18 protein-coding genes and 3 tRNA genes are annotated in these 17,857 nt (G+C 51.4%); 12 read left to right on the top strand and 9 right to left on the bottom strand.

Annotation, left to right across the window (positions count from 1 at the left end):
- Window positions 1–37: 37 nt before the first annotated feature.
- Window positions 38–973, bottom strand: a complete 936-nt coding sequence (locus F457_RS0108410; RefSeq protein WP_018980693.1) for a hydrogen peroxide-inducible genes activator — start codon at window positions 971–973, stop codon at window positions 38–40.
- A gap of 196 nt (window positions 974–1,169) precedes the next feature.
- Between F457_RS0108410 and ahpC the strand changes: the two genes are divergently transcribed.
- The 3 genes from ahpC to F457_RS0108395 all read left to right on the top strand — a co-directional run bounded on the left by ahpC (window position 1,170) and on the right by F457_RS0108395 (window position 4,100).
- Window positions 1,170–1,745: an alkyl hydroperoxide reductase subunit C gene (gene ahpC / locus F457_RS0108405; protein WP_018980692.1), complete on the top strand. Its 576-nt coding sequence runs from the start codon at window positions 1,170–1,172 to the stop codon at window positions 1,743–1,745.
- Between the two features lie 152 nt (window positions 1,746–1,897).
- On the top strand, window positions 1,898–3,463 hold the full coding sequence (ahpF, locus tag F457_RS0108400; RefSeq protein ID WP_018980691.1) for an alkyl hydroperoxide reductase subunit F: 1,566 nt from the start codon (window positions 1,898–1,900) through the stop codon (window positions 3,461–3,463).
- 124 nt (window positions 3,464–3,587) lie between these two features.
- Window positions 3,588–4,100, top strand: a complete 513-nt coding sequence (locus F457_RS0108395) for a GNAT family N-acetyltransferase (RefSeq protein ID WP_018980690.1) — start codon at window positions 3,588–3,590, stop codon at window positions 4,098–4,100.
- Window positions 4,101–4,113: 13 nt separating this feature from the next.
- Here F457_RS0108395 and F457_RS0108390 read toward each other — a convergent pair whose 3' ends face one another.
- From F457_RS0108390 to F457_RS0108380, 3 genes are all read right to left on the bottom strand, one after another.
- Complete coding sequence (locus F457_RS0108390) at window positions 4,114–4,776, bottom strand: DUF2726 domain-containing protein (RefSeq protein ID WP_018980689.1); 663 nt, start codon at window positions 4,774–4,776, stop codon at window positions 4,114–4,116.
- A gap of 80 nt (window positions 4,777–4,856) precedes the next feature.
- The gene (locus tag F457_RS13350; RefSeq protein ID WP_169584120.1) at window positions 4,857–5,978 is read right to left on the bottom strand and encodes a restriction endonuclease; all 1,122 of its coding nucleotides are present in this window, start codon (window positions 5,976–5,978) and stop codon (window positions 4,857–4,859) included.
- A gap of 121 nt (window positions 5,979–6,099) precedes the next feature.
- Window positions 6,100–6,174, bottom strand: a tRNA-Thr gene (locus F457_RS0108380).
- Between the two features lie 176 nt (window positions 6,175–6,350).
- On the opposite strand from F457_RS0108380, the gene F457_RS0108375 reads away from it, so the two are divergent.
- Genes F457_RS0108375 through F457_RS12655 form a run of 3 tightly spaced genes read left to right on the top strand, consistent with a single transcriptional unit; the run spans window position 6,351 to window position 10,047 of the window.
- On the top strand, window positions 6,351–7,733 hold the full coding sequence (locus F457_RS0108375) for a paraquat-inducible protein A (RefSeq protein WP_245539133.1): 1,383 nt from the start codon (window positions 6,351–6,353) through the stop codon (window positions 7,731–7,733).
- Window positions 7,730–9,397 (top strand): PqiB family protein, encoded by a 1,668-nt coding sequence (locus F457_RS0108370; protein WP_018980686.1) that lies wholly within the window; start codon window positions 7,730–7,732, stop codon window positions 9,395–9,397. Before F457_RS0108375 ends, F457_RS0108370 begins: the two co-directional genes overlap by 4 nt.
- Window positions 9,398–9,399: 2 nt before the next feature.
- Window positions 9,400–10,047 carry a PqiC family protein gene (locus F457_RS12655; protein WP_018980685.1) on the top strand — a complete coding sequence of 216 codons (648 nt, stop codon included), beginning with the start codon at window positions 9,400–9,402 and terminating at the stop codon, window positions 10,045–10,047.
- 300 nt (window positions 10,048–10,347) lie between these two features.
- Here F457_RS12655 and nusG read toward each other — a convergent pair whose 3' ends face one another.
- The 3 genes from nusG to F457_RS0108350 form a co-directional block, all read right to left on the bottom strand.
- Window positions 10,348–10,878, bottom strand: a complete 531-nt coding sequence (gene nusG / locus F457_RS0108360; protein ID WP_018980684.1) for a transcription termination/antitermination protein NusG — start codon at window positions 10,876–10,878, stop codon at window positions 10,348–10,350.
- A 10-nt stretch (window positions 10,879–10,888) separates the two neighbouring features.
- Entirely contained in the window at window positions 10,889–11,056 is a 168-nt protein-coding gene (gene secE, locus F457_RS0108355) for a preprotein translocase subunit SecE (RefSeq protein WP_026294301.1), read from the bottom strand.
- Window positions 11,057–11,208: 152 nt separating this feature from the next.
- Window positions 11,209–11,285 (bottom strand) — tRNA-Trp (locus F457_RS0108350).
- A gap of 194 nt (window positions 11,286–11,479) precedes the next feature.
- Between F457_RS0108350 and F457_RS0108345 the strand changes: the two genes are divergently transcribed.
- Window positions 11,480–11,554, top strand: a tRNA-Gly gene (locus F457_RS0108345).
- A 25-nt stretch (window positions 11,555–11,579) separates the two neighbouring features.
- On the opposite strand, the gene F457_RS12650 is transcribed toward F457_RS0108345, so the two are convergent.
- Window positions 11,580–12,203 carry a cupin domain-containing protein gene (locus tag F457_RS12650; protein WP_018980682.1) on the bottom strand — a complete coding sequence of 208 codons (624 nt, stop codon included), beginning with the start codon at window positions 12,201–12,203 and terminating at the stop codon, window positions 11,580–11,582.
- 295 nt (window positions 12,204–12,498) lie between these two features.
- Between F457_RS12650 and atpH the strand changes: the two genes are divergently transcribed.
- Genes atpH through atpC form a run of 5 tightly spaced genes read left to right on the top strand, consistent with a single transcriptional unit; the run spans window position 12,499 to window position 17,425 of the window.
- The gene (atpH, locus tag F457_RS0108335) at window positions 12,499–13,071 is read left to right on the top strand and encodes an ATP synthase F1 subunit delta (protein ID WP_018980681.1); all 573 of its coding nucleotides are present in this window, start codon (window positions 12,499–12,501) and stop codon (window positions 13,069–13,071) included.
- Window positions 13,071–14,609 carry a F0F1 ATP synthase subunit alpha gene (gene atpA / locus F457_RS0108330; RefSeq protein WP_018980680.1) on the top strand — a complete coding sequence of 513 codons (1,539 nt, stop codon included), beginning with the start codon at window positions 13,071–13,073 and terminating at the stop codon, window positions 14,607–14,609. The genes atpH and atpA overlap by 1 nt, the downstream gene beginning before the upstream one ends.
- Window positions 14,610–14,621: 12 nt before the next feature.
- The gene (locus F457_RS0108325; RefSeq protein ID WP_018980679.1) at window positions 14,622–15,512 is read left to right on the top strand and encodes a F0F1 ATP synthase subunit gamma; all 891 of its coding nucleotides are present in this window, start codon (window positions 14,622–14,624) and stop codon (window positions 15,510–15,512) included.
- Window positions 15,513–15,534: 22 nt separating this feature from the next.
- Window positions 15,535–16,998: a F0F1 ATP synthase subunit beta gene (gene atpD, locus F457_RS0108320; RefSeq protein WP_018980678.1), complete on the top strand. Its 1,464-nt coding sequence runs from the start codon at window positions 15,535–15,537 to the stop codon at window positions 16,996–16,998.
- A gap of 4 nt (window positions 16,999–17,002) precedes the next feature.
- Entirely contained in the window at window positions 17,003–17,425 is a 423-nt protein-coding gene (gene atpC, locus F457_RS0108315; protein WP_018980677.1) for an ATP synthase F1 subunit epsilon, read from the top strand.
- A gap of 213 nt (window positions 17,426–17,638) precedes the next feature.
- Here the strand turns inward: atpC and F457_RS14115 are convergent.
- Window positions 17,639–17,857 (bottom strand): hypothetical protein (locus F457_RS14115; RefSeq protein WP_211209043.1); only part of this gene is annotated, 219 nt, incomplete at its 5' end.

Genomic DNA, 17,857 nt, shown 5'->3' with positions numbered 1-17,857 from the left:
CGGTTCTGGTCATTGTTGGTCGGGTCGCTGAGTGTGCCTACGACTCCTGATAAGGAAGGCATCCTTCCGGTATTGAGGCACGCAAGAAATGAGCGAGTTCCCGGAAAGAGGCTGCTCGTGGGTCAGAGCTACGCCACACGAGATCAATAGTGCGATACGCTTCTGTCTGATTAAGTTCGCGGAATTTCACGAGCCCTTCAAATTCTGTACGATTTCTCAGAGCAAGACGCGGAATGAGGGAGAATCCTTCACCAGCAGCAATCATATGCCAAAGCATCTCCAAGCTGGTAGCAAGACGTTGATCTTGCGGCCGGAAATTGCTGGGGCAGATTGAAAGGGCTTGGTCACGCAGGCAATGCCCATCTTCAAGTAAAAGCAGGTCAGGTCGCCCTAAATCGTCTAAGGTAATATCAGGCTTTTGGGCAAGCTCATGCTGGGCAGGGAAGACCGCTACAAAAGGCTCTCGAAAGAGAGGCTCTTGTTCAAGTGTTTCTGTAGCAGCTGTTGGTGCAAGGAAAGCGACATCCAGCTCTCCCTGCCGGAGGGACTGGATGAGATTGCTCGTCGTTTTTTCTGTTAGGCGGAGGCTGAGCTGGGCATATTCTTGCCGGAGACGCTGCAACAAGCCAGGAATATAATAAGGCCCCAAGGTTGGGATAACGCCGATATGGAGTAGCCCATCCAGCGGCCCTGTATGCGCACGCGCCACCTCTAAGAGGTTTCGAGCGGACGCAAGAACCTCCCGCCCGAGCACGATAAGGCGGGCTCCTTCGGGGGTGGGAGCTACATGGCGTCGGGATCGTTCAAATAACGTGACATTGAGCAGCTGCTCTAGCTTTCGCACCTGCTCAGACAGGCCCGCTTGGCTAACGCCGCAGCGCTCTGCTGCACGAGAGAAGTTGCGAAGGTCGTCAACTGCAACCACATATTCAATATCCCGGAGGGATAAACCGGAGAGAGGTACGTAAGACATGTCCCTAAGATAGGGTTAGTTGGAAGCAGGGGGAAGAGGAATTCAAAAAAGAAGGCTTGCAGAATATGAGAAAGGTTCTCATTTATAGGACATCGGTCCTGGCGAGGGCTGCTTGACATCTTTCGCCCCCGGTTGTTCCTTTTGGCAGACGCCCCTATGTATGGGGTCGGTCATATTTCATTAATGGGAGAGTTTTATGCCTGCTATCGGTTCCCAAGTTAAGCCATTCACGGCGCAAGCATTCCGCGAAGGACGCGACTTCTTTGAAGTGTCTGATGCTGATCTGCGCGGTAAATGGTCTGTTGTATTCTTCTACCCAGCTGACTTCACGTTCGTGTGCCCAACCGAGCTTGAAGATCTGGCTGAAAACCACGAAACGTTCCAGAAGCTGGGCGTGGAAATCTTCTCTGTTTCGACAGATAAGCACTTCACCCACAAAGCATGGCACGACACATCACCAGCCATCGGCAAGGTGAAATACACCATGATTGGTGACCCTGCTGGTGTGATCGCTCGTAACTTCGATGCTCTGATCGAAGACGGCAGCCATGTTGCAGAGCGTGCAACGTTCCTGATCGACCCAGAAGGTGCGATCCAGTACATCGAGACCACTTCTGGTGGCGTTGGCCGTAGTGCTAGCGAGCTTCTCGACAAGGTGCGCGCTGCTCAGTACGTTGCCGCTCACCCAGGTGAGGTTTGCCCTGCAAAATGGAAAGAAGATGGCTCTACAGCTACGCTGAACCCGTCTCTCGACCTCATCGGCAAGATCTGATCTCGATCTTTCGACAAGGTACAGCAAGGTAGGTTCCCTACCTTGCGTGGGCCAAAGAGAGGGGGCGTGTCGGGGGGATCGACACGCCTCTTTTCGTCTCTATCGACCGGCCTTATGCTATCGGTTCTGGTCTCAAGTTCTAGGGAAATATCATGCTCAACGACGATCTGAAGACACAGCTACGTACGTATTTGCAGCATCTGCGCGATGATATCGTACTCGAGTCGTCCCTCGGGGAAGACGAAAAGTCCCGCGACATGCGGGAACTGCTTACTGAAATTTCCGAACTCTCTGACAAGGTATACCTTGAAGAAGGGGGTACTGACAAGCGTCGTCCGTCATTTTTAATTCGCCGTAAGGATTCTGACGTAAAGGTTCGCTTTGCCGGTCTGCCGCTTGGTCATGAGTTTACGTCGCTTGTTTTGGCGCTGCTGCAAGTGGGTGGACATCCACCAAAGGTTGAACCTGATCAGGTTGAGCAGATTAAAGCGTTAGATGGCGAGTATCATTTCGAGACATATTTCTCGCTCTCTTGCCATAACTGCCCAGACGTCGTGCAAGCGCTGAACACGATGAGCATCTTGAACCCCAAGATCCATCACACGTCCATTGATGGCGCTTTGTTCCAAGATGAGGTGGAAGCACGTGATGTGCGTTCTGTGCCGCAGGTCTTCTTGAACGGTGAGAACTTCTCTAGCGGGCGTATGGATCTTGGTCAGATTCTGGCCAAGGTTGATAGTGCTGGGGCCGCTCGTTCTGCTGAGAAGCTCAATGATGAAGCACCGTTTGATACGCTGGTGATTGGCTCAGGCCCGGCAGGTTGTGCGGCGGCAATCTATACGGCACGTAAAGGTGTGCGTACGGGGCTGTTGGCAGAGCGCTTCGGTGGTCAGGTCAATGATACATCAGGGATTGAGAACTTTATCTCTATTCCAGAGACAGATGGCCCAACATTGGCGCGCAATCTTGAGCAGCACGTGCGTAGCTACGATGTGCGTATCATTGCAGGCCAGCTCGCTGCGAAGCTGATACCGGCTGAGAAGGAAGGCGGTCTGCATGAGGTCGTTCTGGCGAGCGGTGCTCACTTGAAGGCCCGCACGATCATCGTGGCGACAGGCGCGCGGTGGCGTCAACTTGGTGTGCCGGGTGAAGAAGAATATCGTAGCCGCGGTGTCGCCTATTGCCCTCATTGTGATGGCCCATTCTTTAAGGGGCGTCCTGTCGCTGTTGCTGGCGGTGGTAATAGTGGTGTTGAGGCCGCGATTGACCTCGCTGGTGTCGTTTCGCACGTTACCGTGCTGCAATATGACCCTCAGTTGACGGCTGATGAAGTGTTGCAAGAGAAGCTGCATAGTCTGCCGAATGTGGATGTTGTTTTGAATGCGCGCACCACAGAGATCCAGGGTGACGGGAAGAAGATGACCGGCCTGTCTTGGCAGGGTGTGAAAGACGGCGAGAATCATGAGCTGAAAGTTGATGGTATTTTTGTTCAGATCGGCTTGCTGCCAAACACAGATTGGTTGAAAGGCACGGTTGAGACGTCTCGCATTGGTGAAGTGGTGATTGATGAGCGTTGCCGCAGCACAGTCCCGGGCATCTTTGGTGCTGGTGACGCGACGACTGTCCCTTATAAGCAGATCGTGATTGCAGAGGGCGAAGGCGCAAAGGCGGCTCTGTCTGCCTTTGATTACCTCATCCGTAACTCGGTTGCGTCTTAATCTCTTCTGAAAGACCGTGACTTGAGAGTGATGGTTTTTAAGAGAGTATGAAGGAAAGGGCCTGCTTCATGATGAGGCGGGCCCTTTTTGTTGGGTAGGATAAGAGGTTAGGGGAATTCATGTGATGAAAGCACCATTGGAGATGCCCGCTTTGCACACAGAGCGCTTTACGTTGCGTCCGTTAACAAAGCAGGATGCTACGGTATTAACGGAGCTCACGAATCACAAAGACATTACAGAAGTCGTTCATTTCTTGCCGACCCCTTTTACGCGTGCAGATGCTGATGCTCTCTTAGATGTCACAAGGGAAGAAGGAGGGCAGTTCCTTGGTGTTTGCTTTCATGGGAACGTGTCATTGGTCGCAGTCATCGGTGTGCATCCTAGAGGAGATGATCAAGTAGAGATCGGCTATTGGGTGCATCCTGCTCAATATCGACGTGGTATTGCTTATGAGGCGGTTTCTGCTGCGCTTGAAGCTCTTACACACAATGTTCCCCAACGACAGATTATTGCAGAATGCCGTGCTGAAAACCGCCCATCATGGCAACTGTTAGAAAAACTAGGCTTTGTGGCCACGGGTGAATACGGCCTGCGCCCAGGTCGTCATGTGTTCGTATGGCGTGACCACTCTGCGTAAAAGCGGGGCGTTATCAAGGGCAGTGGGCAGTTAGAAGAGCGTAGATTCTTTCTTCTGGGGTGTCTTTTTCTATTTCCAAGAGTGGAATACCGGCCTTGCGAAGAGCACGCTTTTTGACGGTCATCCGTGCTTCAGCCATGTCATCAAGGTCATGGCCTGATCCATTATATTCAACCGCGAGTTTTGGTTGGCCGCTTTTATCAATCAGCAGGAAGTCAACGCGTTTGCTGTTGTAGGAATGGAAAGCTTGGTTTGAGAGAGAGTCGTGGGGTGTTTCGAATGTTTTAACAAAAGAGCCCATGCCGACTTCAAAACCAATACGCCATTCTGGATGCTGCTGTCTTACCCATTTTTCAAGACGATAAAGAAGGACTGTTGCACATTCGCGATTAATGGGAGCTTTGGCATATAAGCCGCATTGGGAGACGAAGCGGAGTTGGTTTTGGGGGTTGGAGAGGTCGTTTTGGGACTCTTCTTTTTGTTTTTTCTCACGCTTTAAACGCCATTGAGCTGCATTTTTTTGCCGATCATTCTCTTGTTTTTTAAGAGCGGTTATCGTGCTCTCAAGAGAGCGAATGGTGTGCAGCAAAGGTTGGGTCTCTTTTTTAACACGATAGGTTTTGACGAAAAATCCCAAAGCAAAACCTAAAGAAACCGAGAAGAGAAAGAAGGTCATAAACGGTAGTCTCTAAAAGGGAACATAAGAAGTCTATCCATTGATAAATGGCCGACCACTCATTTCTTTAGAGGAATAGATTATAAAAAAGAAGCTTGGCCAGGTTGAGGGGTGCTTTCATCAAGGCTTGCAAGCTGCCGGTGATGGAGAAGATACACGCCTGTGCTGGCAGCAAGCTGTCGTGCGTGACGCGTATAGCCTGCATTAGAGACAACAGCAGCAAGTTGGGCGCGCTGATATTTGCATGCCGTAAAGACTTCCTGCACTGCCTTATTGCCTACAGGACGGCTATAGAGCTTACACTGTACAACGAGTCGAACCTGACGACGGGTGGCAATAATATCAGCTCCTTGGTCGCTCCCTGTGGGAGTAACGTAAGTCTGCCAACCAGCACGCTGCAAAATTTGTGCGCAATATCGTTCGTAATCAAGTGGCTCCATACGTGATGTTAAAGCCCGATCATGCGATGGGGAAAGGGTCTCTGGCGGTTCAAAGGTTGGGCTAGGAGGATGTTTGGGCGCGGTGCGGCGCGTGCAGCTTTCAATAAAGCGATCCGTGCGTTTTTCCCATATGGGCCAAAATTGGATTAGTTTTTTTTGCCGAAGGGCTGGGAGTAAGACGCTTTGGCAGAAGGTTTCTTTCTCTTTATGCCAACGATTCGGGTTGGTGCTTCCATATGGATTAGGGGTTAGGAGCTGCCGGCGTCGTTCAAAGAGGGTGTGTGAGTGGCTTGTGATAAGGGTGCGGATAACACGCCATGTGCGCCGACGGCGGCGTAAGAAGCGTATTCCACGCCATATAAAGTAGAGACCAAACCCGACAAAGGGGAGGTCAGGTGGTAATGTTGGCTGATGTACAATGGGAGAGAACGTAAAGCTGGGTGATGTTTCTGGTTCTAAAGGCGTTAGTCGTGTTTGAGGGACATACAGGCGTAGCCCATCAACGTTATTGGGTGAGACACCTTTAATCTCGACTAAAGACCCACGAACATGGAGCGGCTCCCATAATTGATCTATTGTTAGTGTATGGCAGTGGGCTTTTTGGTGCTCGTGTAAACGGTGAGCTGCTTCCGCAGATAAATGTATTCTTTCTGCTGAATAAAGGCGCTCCGTGAGCGCCGCACTTTCACAGGCGAGGCTGGGTGTTGGTGCGTAAAAAAGGGGCTGCTGACGACTATAAGCGGGTGCAACGATAGGACTCAAAAAAAGTGCCATCGTCATGATCGTGGAAAAGAGGGTGTAAGCCCCTCGTCGGTACAGCAATGTTTGGACCCCCAGGCAATGAGTCCTGCGCTTTAAATAATATTATCAAAGGTGGAGGAGATGGTGCCGACGCTCGGAATTGAACCGAGGACCTACTGATTACGAATCAGTTGCTCTACCCCTGAGCTACGTCGGCGCTCGCAGTGCCTATAAAGAAAATAGAGCGCTTTCGCAACGGGTTGCGTAAAAATAATTCCTGACAGTGTATAAGAAGGGGTTGCAGGAGCAGTGTGCTCTGTCACATTGGGGGGTGCTATGCTCAGGAATGATTATTTTCATAAAGGGCTTTGGAGTAAGGGAGGCGCGTGCTCTGTGCACCACCGCGATACACCACAGCCAAATCTTCGCGTTGTAGAAGGTGTGCATGAATGCCCAACATGTGGGCTGTTTCAGCGCGTCCCTTCCCTAGAGCCCGGACTGACGGCTGCCTGTCCGCGCTGTGGGGGCAAGTTGGAACGGCGCCGGCGCACCTCAGCCATTTTGGCGCCCCTTGGCTTTTGTGTTGCCTCTTTAGCTTTGTACTGGGCGTTATTGCTCAGCCCGCTCCTGGTATTGGATGTGCATGGACGGCGTAACGCTGTTAATCTTATAAGCGGCCCGATTGAGCTTATCCATCAGGGGTTTGGAGAAATTGGTATCCTAGTCGGTTTTACAACCGTGGTGATGCCCGGGGTGGTGTTAGCACTCATGCTCGCGATCTTGGGGGGAAGTTTCCGTGCGCAGGTACCACTTTGGATTAGGCCCTGTATGGCGTGGTATGAGCGTTTACGACCGTGGTCGATGGTTGAAGTTTATGTCATCGGGTTGATTGTTGCCTATACAAAATTGGTGGATATGGCGGTCGTAACCCTAGAGCCAGGGGCCTTCCTGCTGGGCGGGTTGATGTTGATGATGGCCGTGATGGACTCTACCTTTGATGCGAGCATTATTTGGAGGCACCAATCAGTTGATAAGCGGCATGGGCTCGGTTTATATCCAAGCGACGTTCATCCACTCCCTCATCCTGAGAAGATGCTGTCTTGTCATGCGTGTCATCTCGTTTTTGTTGCTGAGGATGCCGTGGCGGCGGAACATGATATGGGTGATTGCCCGCGTTGTGGGCAGATTTTACGCCGCCGTAAACGGAATAGCTTTAGTGCGACAATAGCGTTCCTTATTGCCTCTCTGAGTTGTTACGTTCCGGCCAATCTTTTCCCTGTCATGTCGCTTACTAAGCTTGGCCATAGTGGCCCCCATACAATTATTGGCGGTGTGATAGAGCTTTGGCAGTCTAAGCTCTATTTTCTATCCCTCTTGGTACTCTTTGCGAGTATCACCGTTCCAGTGCTGAAAATTGTGTCTTTGAATGTGATGCTGTACTATCAGCGTCATCCGCGACGATGGATTTTGCCATGGCTTAGTAAACTCTACCGTATAGTCGTGTTTATTGGGCGATGGTCTATGATTGACGTATTTATGATCTCGATTCTTGTCGCCGTGGTGCGTTTTCCATTTTTTGCCCGTGTTATGGCGGAAACGGGCGTTATATTCTTTGCTGCTGTTGTTATTTTAACGATTTTTGCTGCCGATTTGTATGATCCCCGTGAGATGTGGGATGCTGCAGGGCTAAATGATGATCATGCTTCGTCCTTTTCTCGAGATGAAAAGGTGGAGCCTCTTTCCGGATCTGATGAGATGGAGCCTAAACGCGCGTGAGTGATAAGAGTCCAAAAACAGAACGCTCCTCCCCTCAAGAAGCTCATGCTTCGTTGCGGCCGACACGATTTTCCATTCTGTGGATTATTCCTGTTCTTGCCGTGGCGATTTCGGGCTGGCTTGTTTGGGAACATTTTAGCACGCAAGGGCCGTTGATTACGATTTCATTCGACACGGCTGATGGGCTGGTGCCGGGGCAAACGCAGGTTAAGAACAAGGCCGTTACCCTCGGGGTCGTGCAAACTGTTGATCTTAGCTCCGACATGAGCCATGCCGATGTCACGGTTCAGATGAATGGTGGAAGTGAAAATCTTCTGACTCATAATGCGCGGTTCTGGGTTGTGCGCCCACGTGTTAATGGGACGAGCATTACGGGTCTCGATACGCTTCTTTCAGGGGCTTATATTGCTCTAGACCCAGGCGCCGCTGGAGGCCCTCATCAGCGTCTTTTCAAAGGGTTGGAGAATCCACCAGGTGTACGGTCTGACCAACCGGGGTCTACCTATTGGTTGGTCGCTCCTCGGTTGGAGTCACTGGGTTCAGGGGCGCCGATTTTCTTTCGAGATCTTCAAGTGGGTGAAGTGTTAGGATACACAATGCCCCAAGGCGGAGAGGGGCCTATCTTGCTGCAGGTTTTTGTTCGTGCCCCGTACGATCATTATCTGAAGGTTGATAGCCGCTTTTGGAATGTGTCGGGAATGCAGGTTGGTTTTGGTGCCGGTGGGCTTCAGGTGCGTCTGCAATCTTTACAAACCCTGTTTACCGGTGGGCTGGCCTTTGGGCGCTCGTCCTATAGTCGTGGGATTGATGCCCCCGAAGCTGAGGCGAACGCTGTTTTCCGTCTTTATGATAGTCCTGAGGAAGCAGACAATACGCGTTATCGCCAGCGTGTGCGTGTCGCAACTTACGTGGATAGCTCCATTGGTGGACTGACTGAAGGCAGTAAAGTAACGATGTTTGGGATGCAGATTGGTATCGTCACAGGCGTGCATCTTGAACTGAATACGCCACGAACAGGGCCGCGTGTGCGTGTTGATATGCAAATTGAACCTGGTCGTGTGGCTGAGGATGATAACGTTCATCCGGGTTATAGCCAGAAAGTTTTGTCAGATTTTGTAGCGCGTGGTCTTCATGCTTCGGTGCAGAATGTTAGCTTCCTGACAGGGGAATCGATGGTGGCTCTGGGCTTTACCCATAGTGGAAAGCCTGGCGAGCTTCATTATGAAGGCGGGGTGGCTATTCTGCCGAACGAACCCGGTGGTATGGATGGGATTTTACAATCTGTTTCCACTGTGGCTGATAAAGTCTCCAATATGCCGCTGGAACAGATTGGAGATCATATTAACGCTCTCTTAGCTGATACGGATGAACGGGTGCGCAGCCCTCAGCTTACTCAGTCTATGATCGCGTTGCAGGGGTCTTTATCAGCGCTAAACCGCTTGATGGATCACGCGGATGAGCATCTTCCCGCGTTGTTGAACAATATGAATACGACGATTGAACAAGCACGCACGCTGATGGCCGCTTATAGTGGCGATACTGATTTCCACCGGAATCTTGGAACGCTTGTTCAGCAACTTACACAAGCATCGCGGTCAATTCATCAGCTGACCCAGTATCTGGATCATCATCCTTCTGCATTGATTACAGGGCGTAGGCACTGATTATGGTTTTTTCTCTTAAGTTCTCATCATTAAAACGCTGTTATAACCAAGGACGCTTCGCGCTTGGATGTAGCGTGGTGATGGGATGCCTCGCTCTGGTGGGATGCTCGAATAATTCTCCTACCTATTATACGCTCATGCATCAGAAGGGCCCGTCTTATCCGGCGTCACTCGGAGCCGTGCAGACGGTTAAGGTGTTGCTTCCTTCCGTTCCTGAGCAGCTTGATCGTGATACGATGGTGCTGTCAGGGCAATCATACCGTATGGTGATGGATGATGGTGCGACGTGGAGCGAACCGCTGAGCACGCTGATTGGTCACACTTTGTCTGCTAATCTTGGGCAGCGCTTGCCGGGGCGGATTGTTTTCTCTCAAAATGATGCTGTTGCGGCATCTCCGCAGGCTTATGTTTCGTTGAGCATAACGCGCTTTGATCTCGGCGAAGGACGGCACGCTGTGATTGACGGCATCTTGTCGATCAAGCCTGGTGGAGAGGCGACAGGGACGGCGCAGAGCTTCCCTGTGCATTGGGTTTCCCCGCAGAGTGTGTCACAGCGCCCACAAGCGCTTGCTGAGGCGCTTAGTGAGGGGGTTGGTTCTGTAGCTGACCAAGCCGCTCAAGTGCTCTCTGGCATGCATGTGCCTGCTTAAGAAAGGTTGTTTCCCTCTTCGAGTGAGTTTTAGGGCTGTGAAAGCTTAGAGAGGGTTATGAACTGCCGAGGGGGGATGATGAGGTGGACGTAGTGTTCCTCTTTCCTCTCGTTTAGCCCTGTAGAAGCGGTAGAGATGGGGCTAGACGGGTCAAACGCGTCACCCCCCCCCTTATATAAGCCGCTTAGATGAGCGGTCTGCTTTCTTATAGGAAAGAGATTAGAAGAAGCTTATTAAAAAAACCCGCTCTTCTTAGATAAGAAGGCGGGCCTTTTAATATCTCTCTTCAGAGAAAAGCGTTTAGAGCTTCTCAACCTGATGGTAATCAAGATCAACCGGTGTGGAGCGACCAAAGATAGAGACGCTGACCTTCAGACGCTGATGCTCTGTATCCACTTCTTCCACACTTCCGTTGAAAGAGGTAAACGGCCCATCGGAAACGCGCACTTGCTCTCCAATCTCGAAAGACAGGTTAGAGCGAGGGCTCTCAAACCCTTCTTGAGCCTGCTTAACGATACGTTGCGCTTCAGCATTTGTGATGGGTGTAGGCTTATTGCGTGTGCCCAAAAAGCCCGTCACTTTTGGTGTGTCTTTCACCAAATGCCACGCTTGATCGCTTAGCTCCATCTTCACCAGAACATAACCTGGGAAGAACTTCCGTTCGGTATTCACCTTACGGCCACGGCGGACCTCGGTTACTTCCTCTGCAGGAACAAGAATCTCTTCAAAATGATCATCCAAGCCCTTTTTTGCGGCTTGTTCACGAATATGCTCAGAGATCTTTTTTTCAAATCCTGAGTAGACATGCACAACGTACCAGCGTTTTGCCATGGGTTCTGCCTTAGCCTCCGACGCCAAAAAGTCCGCGAATGCCCAGGCCGATTGCCTGGTCCACGATCAGGAAGAAAATACAGGTAATGACAACCATGACAAGCACTGCTGCCGTTGTTGTAAGGGTGCCCCGTCGCGTCGGCCATGTGACACGTCGCGCCTCAGCGCGGACATCCATAAAATATCTGCGGGGATTGAATCCGGAGCCTTTTGTGGCCGGAGGCTTCTTACGGGAATCGCCTTTCGGCTTACTGACCGACACCATCATCCTCAAATCTAAAGCAGCCCTGATTTACATGGGGGGAACTCCCCGCCAAACAGGGAATGAAGTGGCAGGGGTGGAGGGTCTCGAACCCGCAACCTCCGGTTTTGGAGACCGGCGCTCTAGCCAATTGAGCTACACCCCTTCCGGAACTTAAGTCGAACCGGCGCTGTTGATGCGTGGTGATCACCAGCGGTGGTCGCGATAAAAAGTATGATTGAGCCCTAAAGTCAAGCCCTCTGTGAGCAATGAGAGAAAAAAAGATGATATTCTCTTTTTCTTTCCTAAAACCCCTTGCTCTTAAAAGAAGGAATGGTTTAAAAACTCATCCTCAGATGAGCGGGCGTAGCATAATGGCTAATGCAGTAGCCTTCCAAGCTACCGATGAGGGTTCGATTCCCTTCGCCCGCTCCATTCTCTCCTGACAATTTAGAAAATATTATTTTTGCACGCAGGCTTTGTGCGTGTGGTTCGCTGGTGCATTAAATTGTGTGACCATGAGGGCTGAGGCATCTTTCCCTTCATTGGTAGATAGGTGGCCTTGGTGGCCTTCTGAATCGCGAATGCTGCCACCATCTTCGTTGAGCAGGATGTCACCCGGGTTCAGTTCGATTCGTGTGCCGTCCATCGTTTGCGTCGTGTAAATCCCGGCGACTGGTACAATCCATTCAACATGCTTAGTGGCATGCCATGGGCTCTTCCAACCTGGAGGTTGCACGGTTGTGGTTACGGTGGCGCTGCCTGTGCGGTTGGCCCCTGTCCAGACCATGGCGAGTGGAGCCGTGCTTTTCTTGTCCGCGTTCGCTTCTTTAGGCGAGACAGCCTTGAGCGATGTGGGGTGTTTTTCATCAACGGGGTTGAAGGAGGTAATCCGACATTTTGTGAGATGGCTGACACCTTGTGCGTCTGTCCAGTTGTCCCAATATTCCAATGAGGGGAAGCTAGGTTTGTTGGTAACAGTAGCGGCTAGACCCATGCTGGAGATGCTGATCAGCGTTGCACCCAGTATTAAAATGAACGGTTTTTGCACAGGGCGCAGAAAGCGCGAGGCATTGGCAAACATAGAGATGCTCCTTGTTTTAAGGGGGGTATAGTGATGTGCCACGTGTCGATTTTACTATCGGAAGACCGAGGGAAGAAAAAGGTAATTTTCGTAAAGAGAATGTGCGATCACGCAATAGAGCGTGTGGTCAGGTTGCTTTTTTTTGTTTGAGCGTGTTAGAAAATAACCGTGAACGCTGGCCGGATGGGCCTAGAATAAACCTGTGCAATTGTATGGGGACTGGGGCTTGTTCGGCTGTGTGAAGCCGGGGAAAACCGGTTTCTGATGCTCGAACTTCTGAAGACGGAACACGCCCGTGACGGTAGCACAGGAAAAGCGGATCAGAGCGCCAGGCGAAGCAGCGCAACGTTATGCCCGGGCTTTTTATGACTATTTGGCTGATGGAGCGGATATTTCTGCAGTGCTTCAGCAGGTCAAGACCCTACAACACGTTATTGCAGAAAATAAGGCGCTACGCTCTGCGTTGGCAGATCCGCGGCTAAACGTGCGCCGAGCGCCTGAGTTGGCTAATGCCTTGGTTCAGGGGCTTAGTCTTGGCGATGAGATGCGTCGTTTTGTTGGGGTTGTTGCCCAACAGGGGCGCCTTGCCCATTTAGACGAAATTTTAGAAGCCGTCGTGCTTTTGGATGCTCGCCGCCGCGGTGAAGTGCGTGTGGACGTTGCCACCGCTCAGCCGTTGAATGACGCACAGCGTGAGCGTCTTCGTACCAGCTTGAAAGAGGCTGGCTACGACACAATCGCTATGACCGAACGCCTAAACCCCGCCTTAGTGGGTGGGATGACAGTGCGTGTTGGTTCAGTTCTTTTTGATACATCGATCGCTGGGCGTCTGACCCGCCTGCAGAACGCTATGAAGGGAGCCGCGTGATGGACATCCGTCCCGCCGAGATTTCGGAGATTCTCAAGCAGCAAATTGCTTCTTTCGATCAGCCTGAGGCGGTTTCTGAAACCGGAACCGTTTTATCCATCGGGGATGGGATCGCCCGCGTCTATGGTCTGACCCATGTCGTTGCTGGTGAAATGGTTGAGTTTGAGGGCACAGGCCTACGTGGCATGGCTCTAAACCTCGAGAGTGACAGTGTTGGTATCGTGATTTTTGGTGACGGTGATACCGTCAGCGAAGGCGATACTGTGTTGCGAACTGGTAAAGTTGTTGAAGTGCCTGTTGGTAAGGGGCTCTTGGGGCGCGTTGTTGATGGCCTCGGAAACCCGATTGATGGTCGCGGCCCACTCGAAGATGTGGAATATCGTCGTGCCGAAATGAAGGCACCGGGGATTATGCCACGTCAATCGGTGGATGAGCCGATGCAGACCGGTATTAAAGCTATTGATGCTTTGGTGCCTGTTGGGCGCGGACAACGTGAGCTCGTGATTGGTGACCGTCAGACAGGCAAAACAGCTATTCTGATGGATACAATCGTTGCTCAGAAGGCTGTTAATGCTGAGGGTGACCCAAAGACCTCTCTGTACTGCGTATATGTGGCTATTGGCCAGAAACGCTCAACAGTGGCGAACTTGGTGCGCAAGCTGGTTGATACCGGTGCGATGGAATACTCCATCGTTGTGGCGGCAACGGCCTCTGAATCAGCGCCAATGCAGTATCTGGCACCGTATGCCGCATCCTCTATGGGTGAGTATTTCCGTGACAATGGCATGCATTCCTTGCTCTGTTACGATGACTTATCCAAGCAGGCTGTAGCCTATCGTCAGCTGTCTTTGCTGCTTCGTCGTCCGCCAGGCCGTGAAGCGTTCCCAGGGGATGTGTTCTATTTGCATTCTCGCTTGCTGGAACGTTCTGCAAAGATGTCCGATGCCAATGGTGGCGGTTCAATGACAGCTCTGCCAGTGATTGAAACACAAGCTGGTGATACCTCTGCGTATATTCCAACAAACGTGATTTCGATTACCGACGGTCAGATCTTCCTCGAAACTGACTTGTTCTATAAGGGTATTCGCCCTGCTGTGAACGTGGGTGGCTCTGTGTCTCGTGTGGGGTCTTCCGCTCAGGTCAAAGCTATGAAACAGGTAGCTGGGACGATTAAGCTGGAGCTGGCACAGTATCGTGAGATGGCATCCTTCGCACAGTTCGCGTCTGACCTTGACCCAGCAACACGTCGTCAGCTGGATCGTGGTGCGCGTCTCGTTGAGCTGCTGAAACAGCCTGAAACATCCCCGCTGAGCTGGGAAGAGCAGGTTGTAGTGCTGTTTGCTGGGACACGTGGCTATCTGGATAAGGTTCCAGTGGATAAGGTCGTGGCTTATGAGCAGGGCCTGCTTTCTGAAGTGCGTCACGGTGAAGGCAACGGTGTGTTAGATGCACTCCGTAAGGAACGCCAGTTAACGTCAGAGATTGAGGAAAAGCTTAAGGCGCTTCTGGAAGCCTTCGGTAAACGCTTTTCTGCCTAAGGACGGTGTAACATGGCTTCGATGAAGGAACTCCGCGCACGTATTGGAGGCGTCAAATCGACGCGCAAAATTACGAACGCGATGAAAATGGTCGCTGCCTCAAAGCTGAGGCGCGCCCAAGTTCAGGCCGAATCTGCCAAGCCCTATGCTGATACGATGTATCGGATGATGGGTGAATTGGCATCGACCGTACAAGGGGCTGATCCATCCTCTTTGCCCCGGCTTATGGCCGGGACAGGGAAGGACCAGACGCATTTGCTTATTGTAATGACGTCCGACCGTGGTTTGGCTGGCGGGTTTAACGCCAACATCGTACGGCAGGCACGTCAGTATATCAATGAGCTTCACAGTCAGGGTAAAACCGTTCGTTTGTTGCCTGTAGGGCGCAAGGGCGGAGATGTTTTGAAACGCTACTACCCGGATGCAATCGTGGACATTTTGTCGAGCGATACAGGGCAGGGTGATTCATTTGGCCAGGCGGCTTCGATCGCACAGCACGTGAGTAAGATGCTGGATAAGGGCGAAATTGATTGCTGCACATTGATGCGCAATTTGTTTGTAAACGCCATGACCCAGACGCCAGAGCGTATTGGCCTTGTGCCTTTGCCAGTTGCTGAAAATGACAATCAGCAGGCTAATGCGGATACAGCGCAGTATGAGTTTGAGCCTAACGACGAAGAGTTGTTGGCACAGCTTTTACCGCGCAATCTTGAGGTGCAGATTTATGCAGCACTTCTTGAGAGTGCCGCAGGCGAGCAAGGGGCCCGTATGACGGCTATGGATAATGCCAGCCGTAATGCTAGTAAGGCCATTGATAATCTGTCGTTGAGATATAACCGTACACGACAGACTAATATTACCAACGAGTTGATCGAAATTATTTCCGGCGCAGAAGCCGTCTGAGATCACGCAGGAGACGAAACTGATGTCTGAGGAACTCAACCGCTCTGCTGACCAAGCCGGCGCTGCTGTCGGGCGTATCACTGAGATACGTGGTCCTGTTGTGGACGTTCAATTTGGGGAGAAACTCCCACATATTCTGAACGCACTTCATGTGAAGAATGGTGACCAAACCCTCGTGCTTGAAGTGGCACAGGAAATTGGTGAGCGCCAAGTCCGCTGTATTGCTATGGACACGACCGATGGTCTGGTTCGTGGTGCTGAGGTTACTGATACAGGAGAGCAGATTACTGTTCCTGTGGGGCCTGAAACGCTTGGTCGTATTTTGAACGTCGTGGGGGAACCTGTTGACGATCGCGGTCCAATCACCACGAAAGAGCGCTTCCCGATTCACCGCCCTGCTCCAACATTTGAAGAGCAGGCTGCTAACTCCGAAATCCTGGTTACTGGGATTAAGGTCATTGATCTGCTTTGCCCATATTTAAAGGGCGGTAAGATTGGTCTCTTCGGTGGTGCCGGTGTTGGTAAGACTGTTATTATTCAAGAGCTGATCAACAACATCGCTAAGGCACATGGTGGTGTGTCTGTGTTTGCTGGTGTGGGTGAACGTACTCGTGAAGGGAACGACCTATACTACGAAATGCAGGGCGCTGGCGTTATTAAGCTTAATGATAATGGCAGCACAGAAGGCTCTAAAGTGGCGCTGGTTTATGGCCAGATGAATGAGCCACCGGGCGCACGTTCACGTGTGGCGCTGACGGGTCTGTCTGTTGCGGAATATTTCCGTGATGTCGAAGGGCAAGATGTGTTGTTCTTCGTTGATAACATCTTCCGCTTTACGCAGGCTGGTTCTGAAGTGTCCGCTCTGTTGGGCCGTATTCCTTCCGCTGTGGGCTATCAGCCAACATTGGCGACGGAAATGGGTGCATTGCAGGAGCGTATTACATCCACGAAGAAGGGATCTATTACCTCCGTTCAGGCTGTGTATGTCCCTGCCGATGACTTGACCGACCCTGCACCAGCAGCGACCTTTGCCCATTTGGATGCAACGACCGTTCTGAACCGTTCCATCGCGGAAATGGGGATTTATCCAGCTGTTGATCCGCTGGACTCAACATCTCGTTCGCTGGATCCAAAGCTGGTTGGTGACGATCATTATCAAACAGCACGTACAGTTCAGAGCACCTTGCAGAGTTATAAAGAATTGCAAGATATCATCGCCATTTTGGGGATGGATGAGCTTTCTGAAGAAGATAAGTTGGTCGTTGGGCGTGCCCGTCGTATTCAACGCTTCCTGTCTCAGCCATTTCATGTGGCAGAGGTCTTTACGGGCTCTCCAGGTAAGCTGGTCTCGCTGGAAGATACAGTGCGTTCCTTTAAGGCTGTTGTGGCTGGTGAATGTGACCACTTGCCAGAAGGGGCCTTCTACATGGTCGGCTCGATCGAAGAAGCGGTCGAGAAGGCAGAGAAGATGAAGCAGGAGGGCTAATCCAATGCCGCTTCGTGCCGAGATTGTAAGCCCGCAAAAGCGCCATCTTGATCAAGAGGTCGATATGGCTGTGGTGCCGGGCAGTGAAGGGGATATTGCGGCTATGCCAGGCCGCGCCCCAGTCATGCTTCAGCTCCGTGGGGGTGTTGTTACACTATATCTGAATGGCAAAGTGCTGCAGCGTAGCTTTGTCAACGGTGGTTTCGTGGATATGACAGCGGATCACTGCACGATTCTTGCGGATTCGGTACGAGCGTTGGAGGATCTTTCGGTTGATGACGCTCGTGAGAGTCTTGCCGAGCTTGAAGCGCAGTGGACCAGTCTGGGCACCCACGAAGATAAAAAACGTGAAAAGCTTGCACGTGAGATGCAAGCCGTAAGAGCGGAAATTGAAGCAGCTGAGCAGTTTCAACAGAACGCTTTTTAAAAGTTCGCATATTTGATGTGTGGAGGAAGCCAGTTCGGGAAACCGGGCTGGCTTTTTTTATGCCCTATGGAACTGTGAGGCAGCAAAGGAATCGTTTCTACGAGATAATGTGCAGATTCGTCCTGATGATGCGATTCTCCTATGAGTTTGTGTGATGTCTTTTTAAGGTGTGATGTTGGGGGTGGTGGTTAATTGGCTGAAATCTAGGATTTTTCAGGCTATGGCGAGCGACTTTCCCATTGGATATGGAAAAGATGACAGTTTTTTGAAGAAAAATGCATTTAGGGGGTTGTTGAGTTTTTCTGATGGTGTATAAGCCCATTCACCGGCGGCGCTGGAGCGGAGACGCAGCGGAGTTAGCCGGTTGAGATGATCTTTGAAAGTTGAATTAGGAAGAGACTGGAAGGGATATATTGGCGGCGTTTTAGTGTT

The organism is Saccharibacter floricola DSM 15669 (genome assembly GCF_000378165.1).
GTDB lineage: Bacteria > Pseudomonadota > Alphaproteobacteria > Acetobacterales > Acetobacteraceae > Saccharibacter > Saccharibacter floricola.
This window is presented reverse-complemented; position numbering and strand designations above follow the sequence as displayed.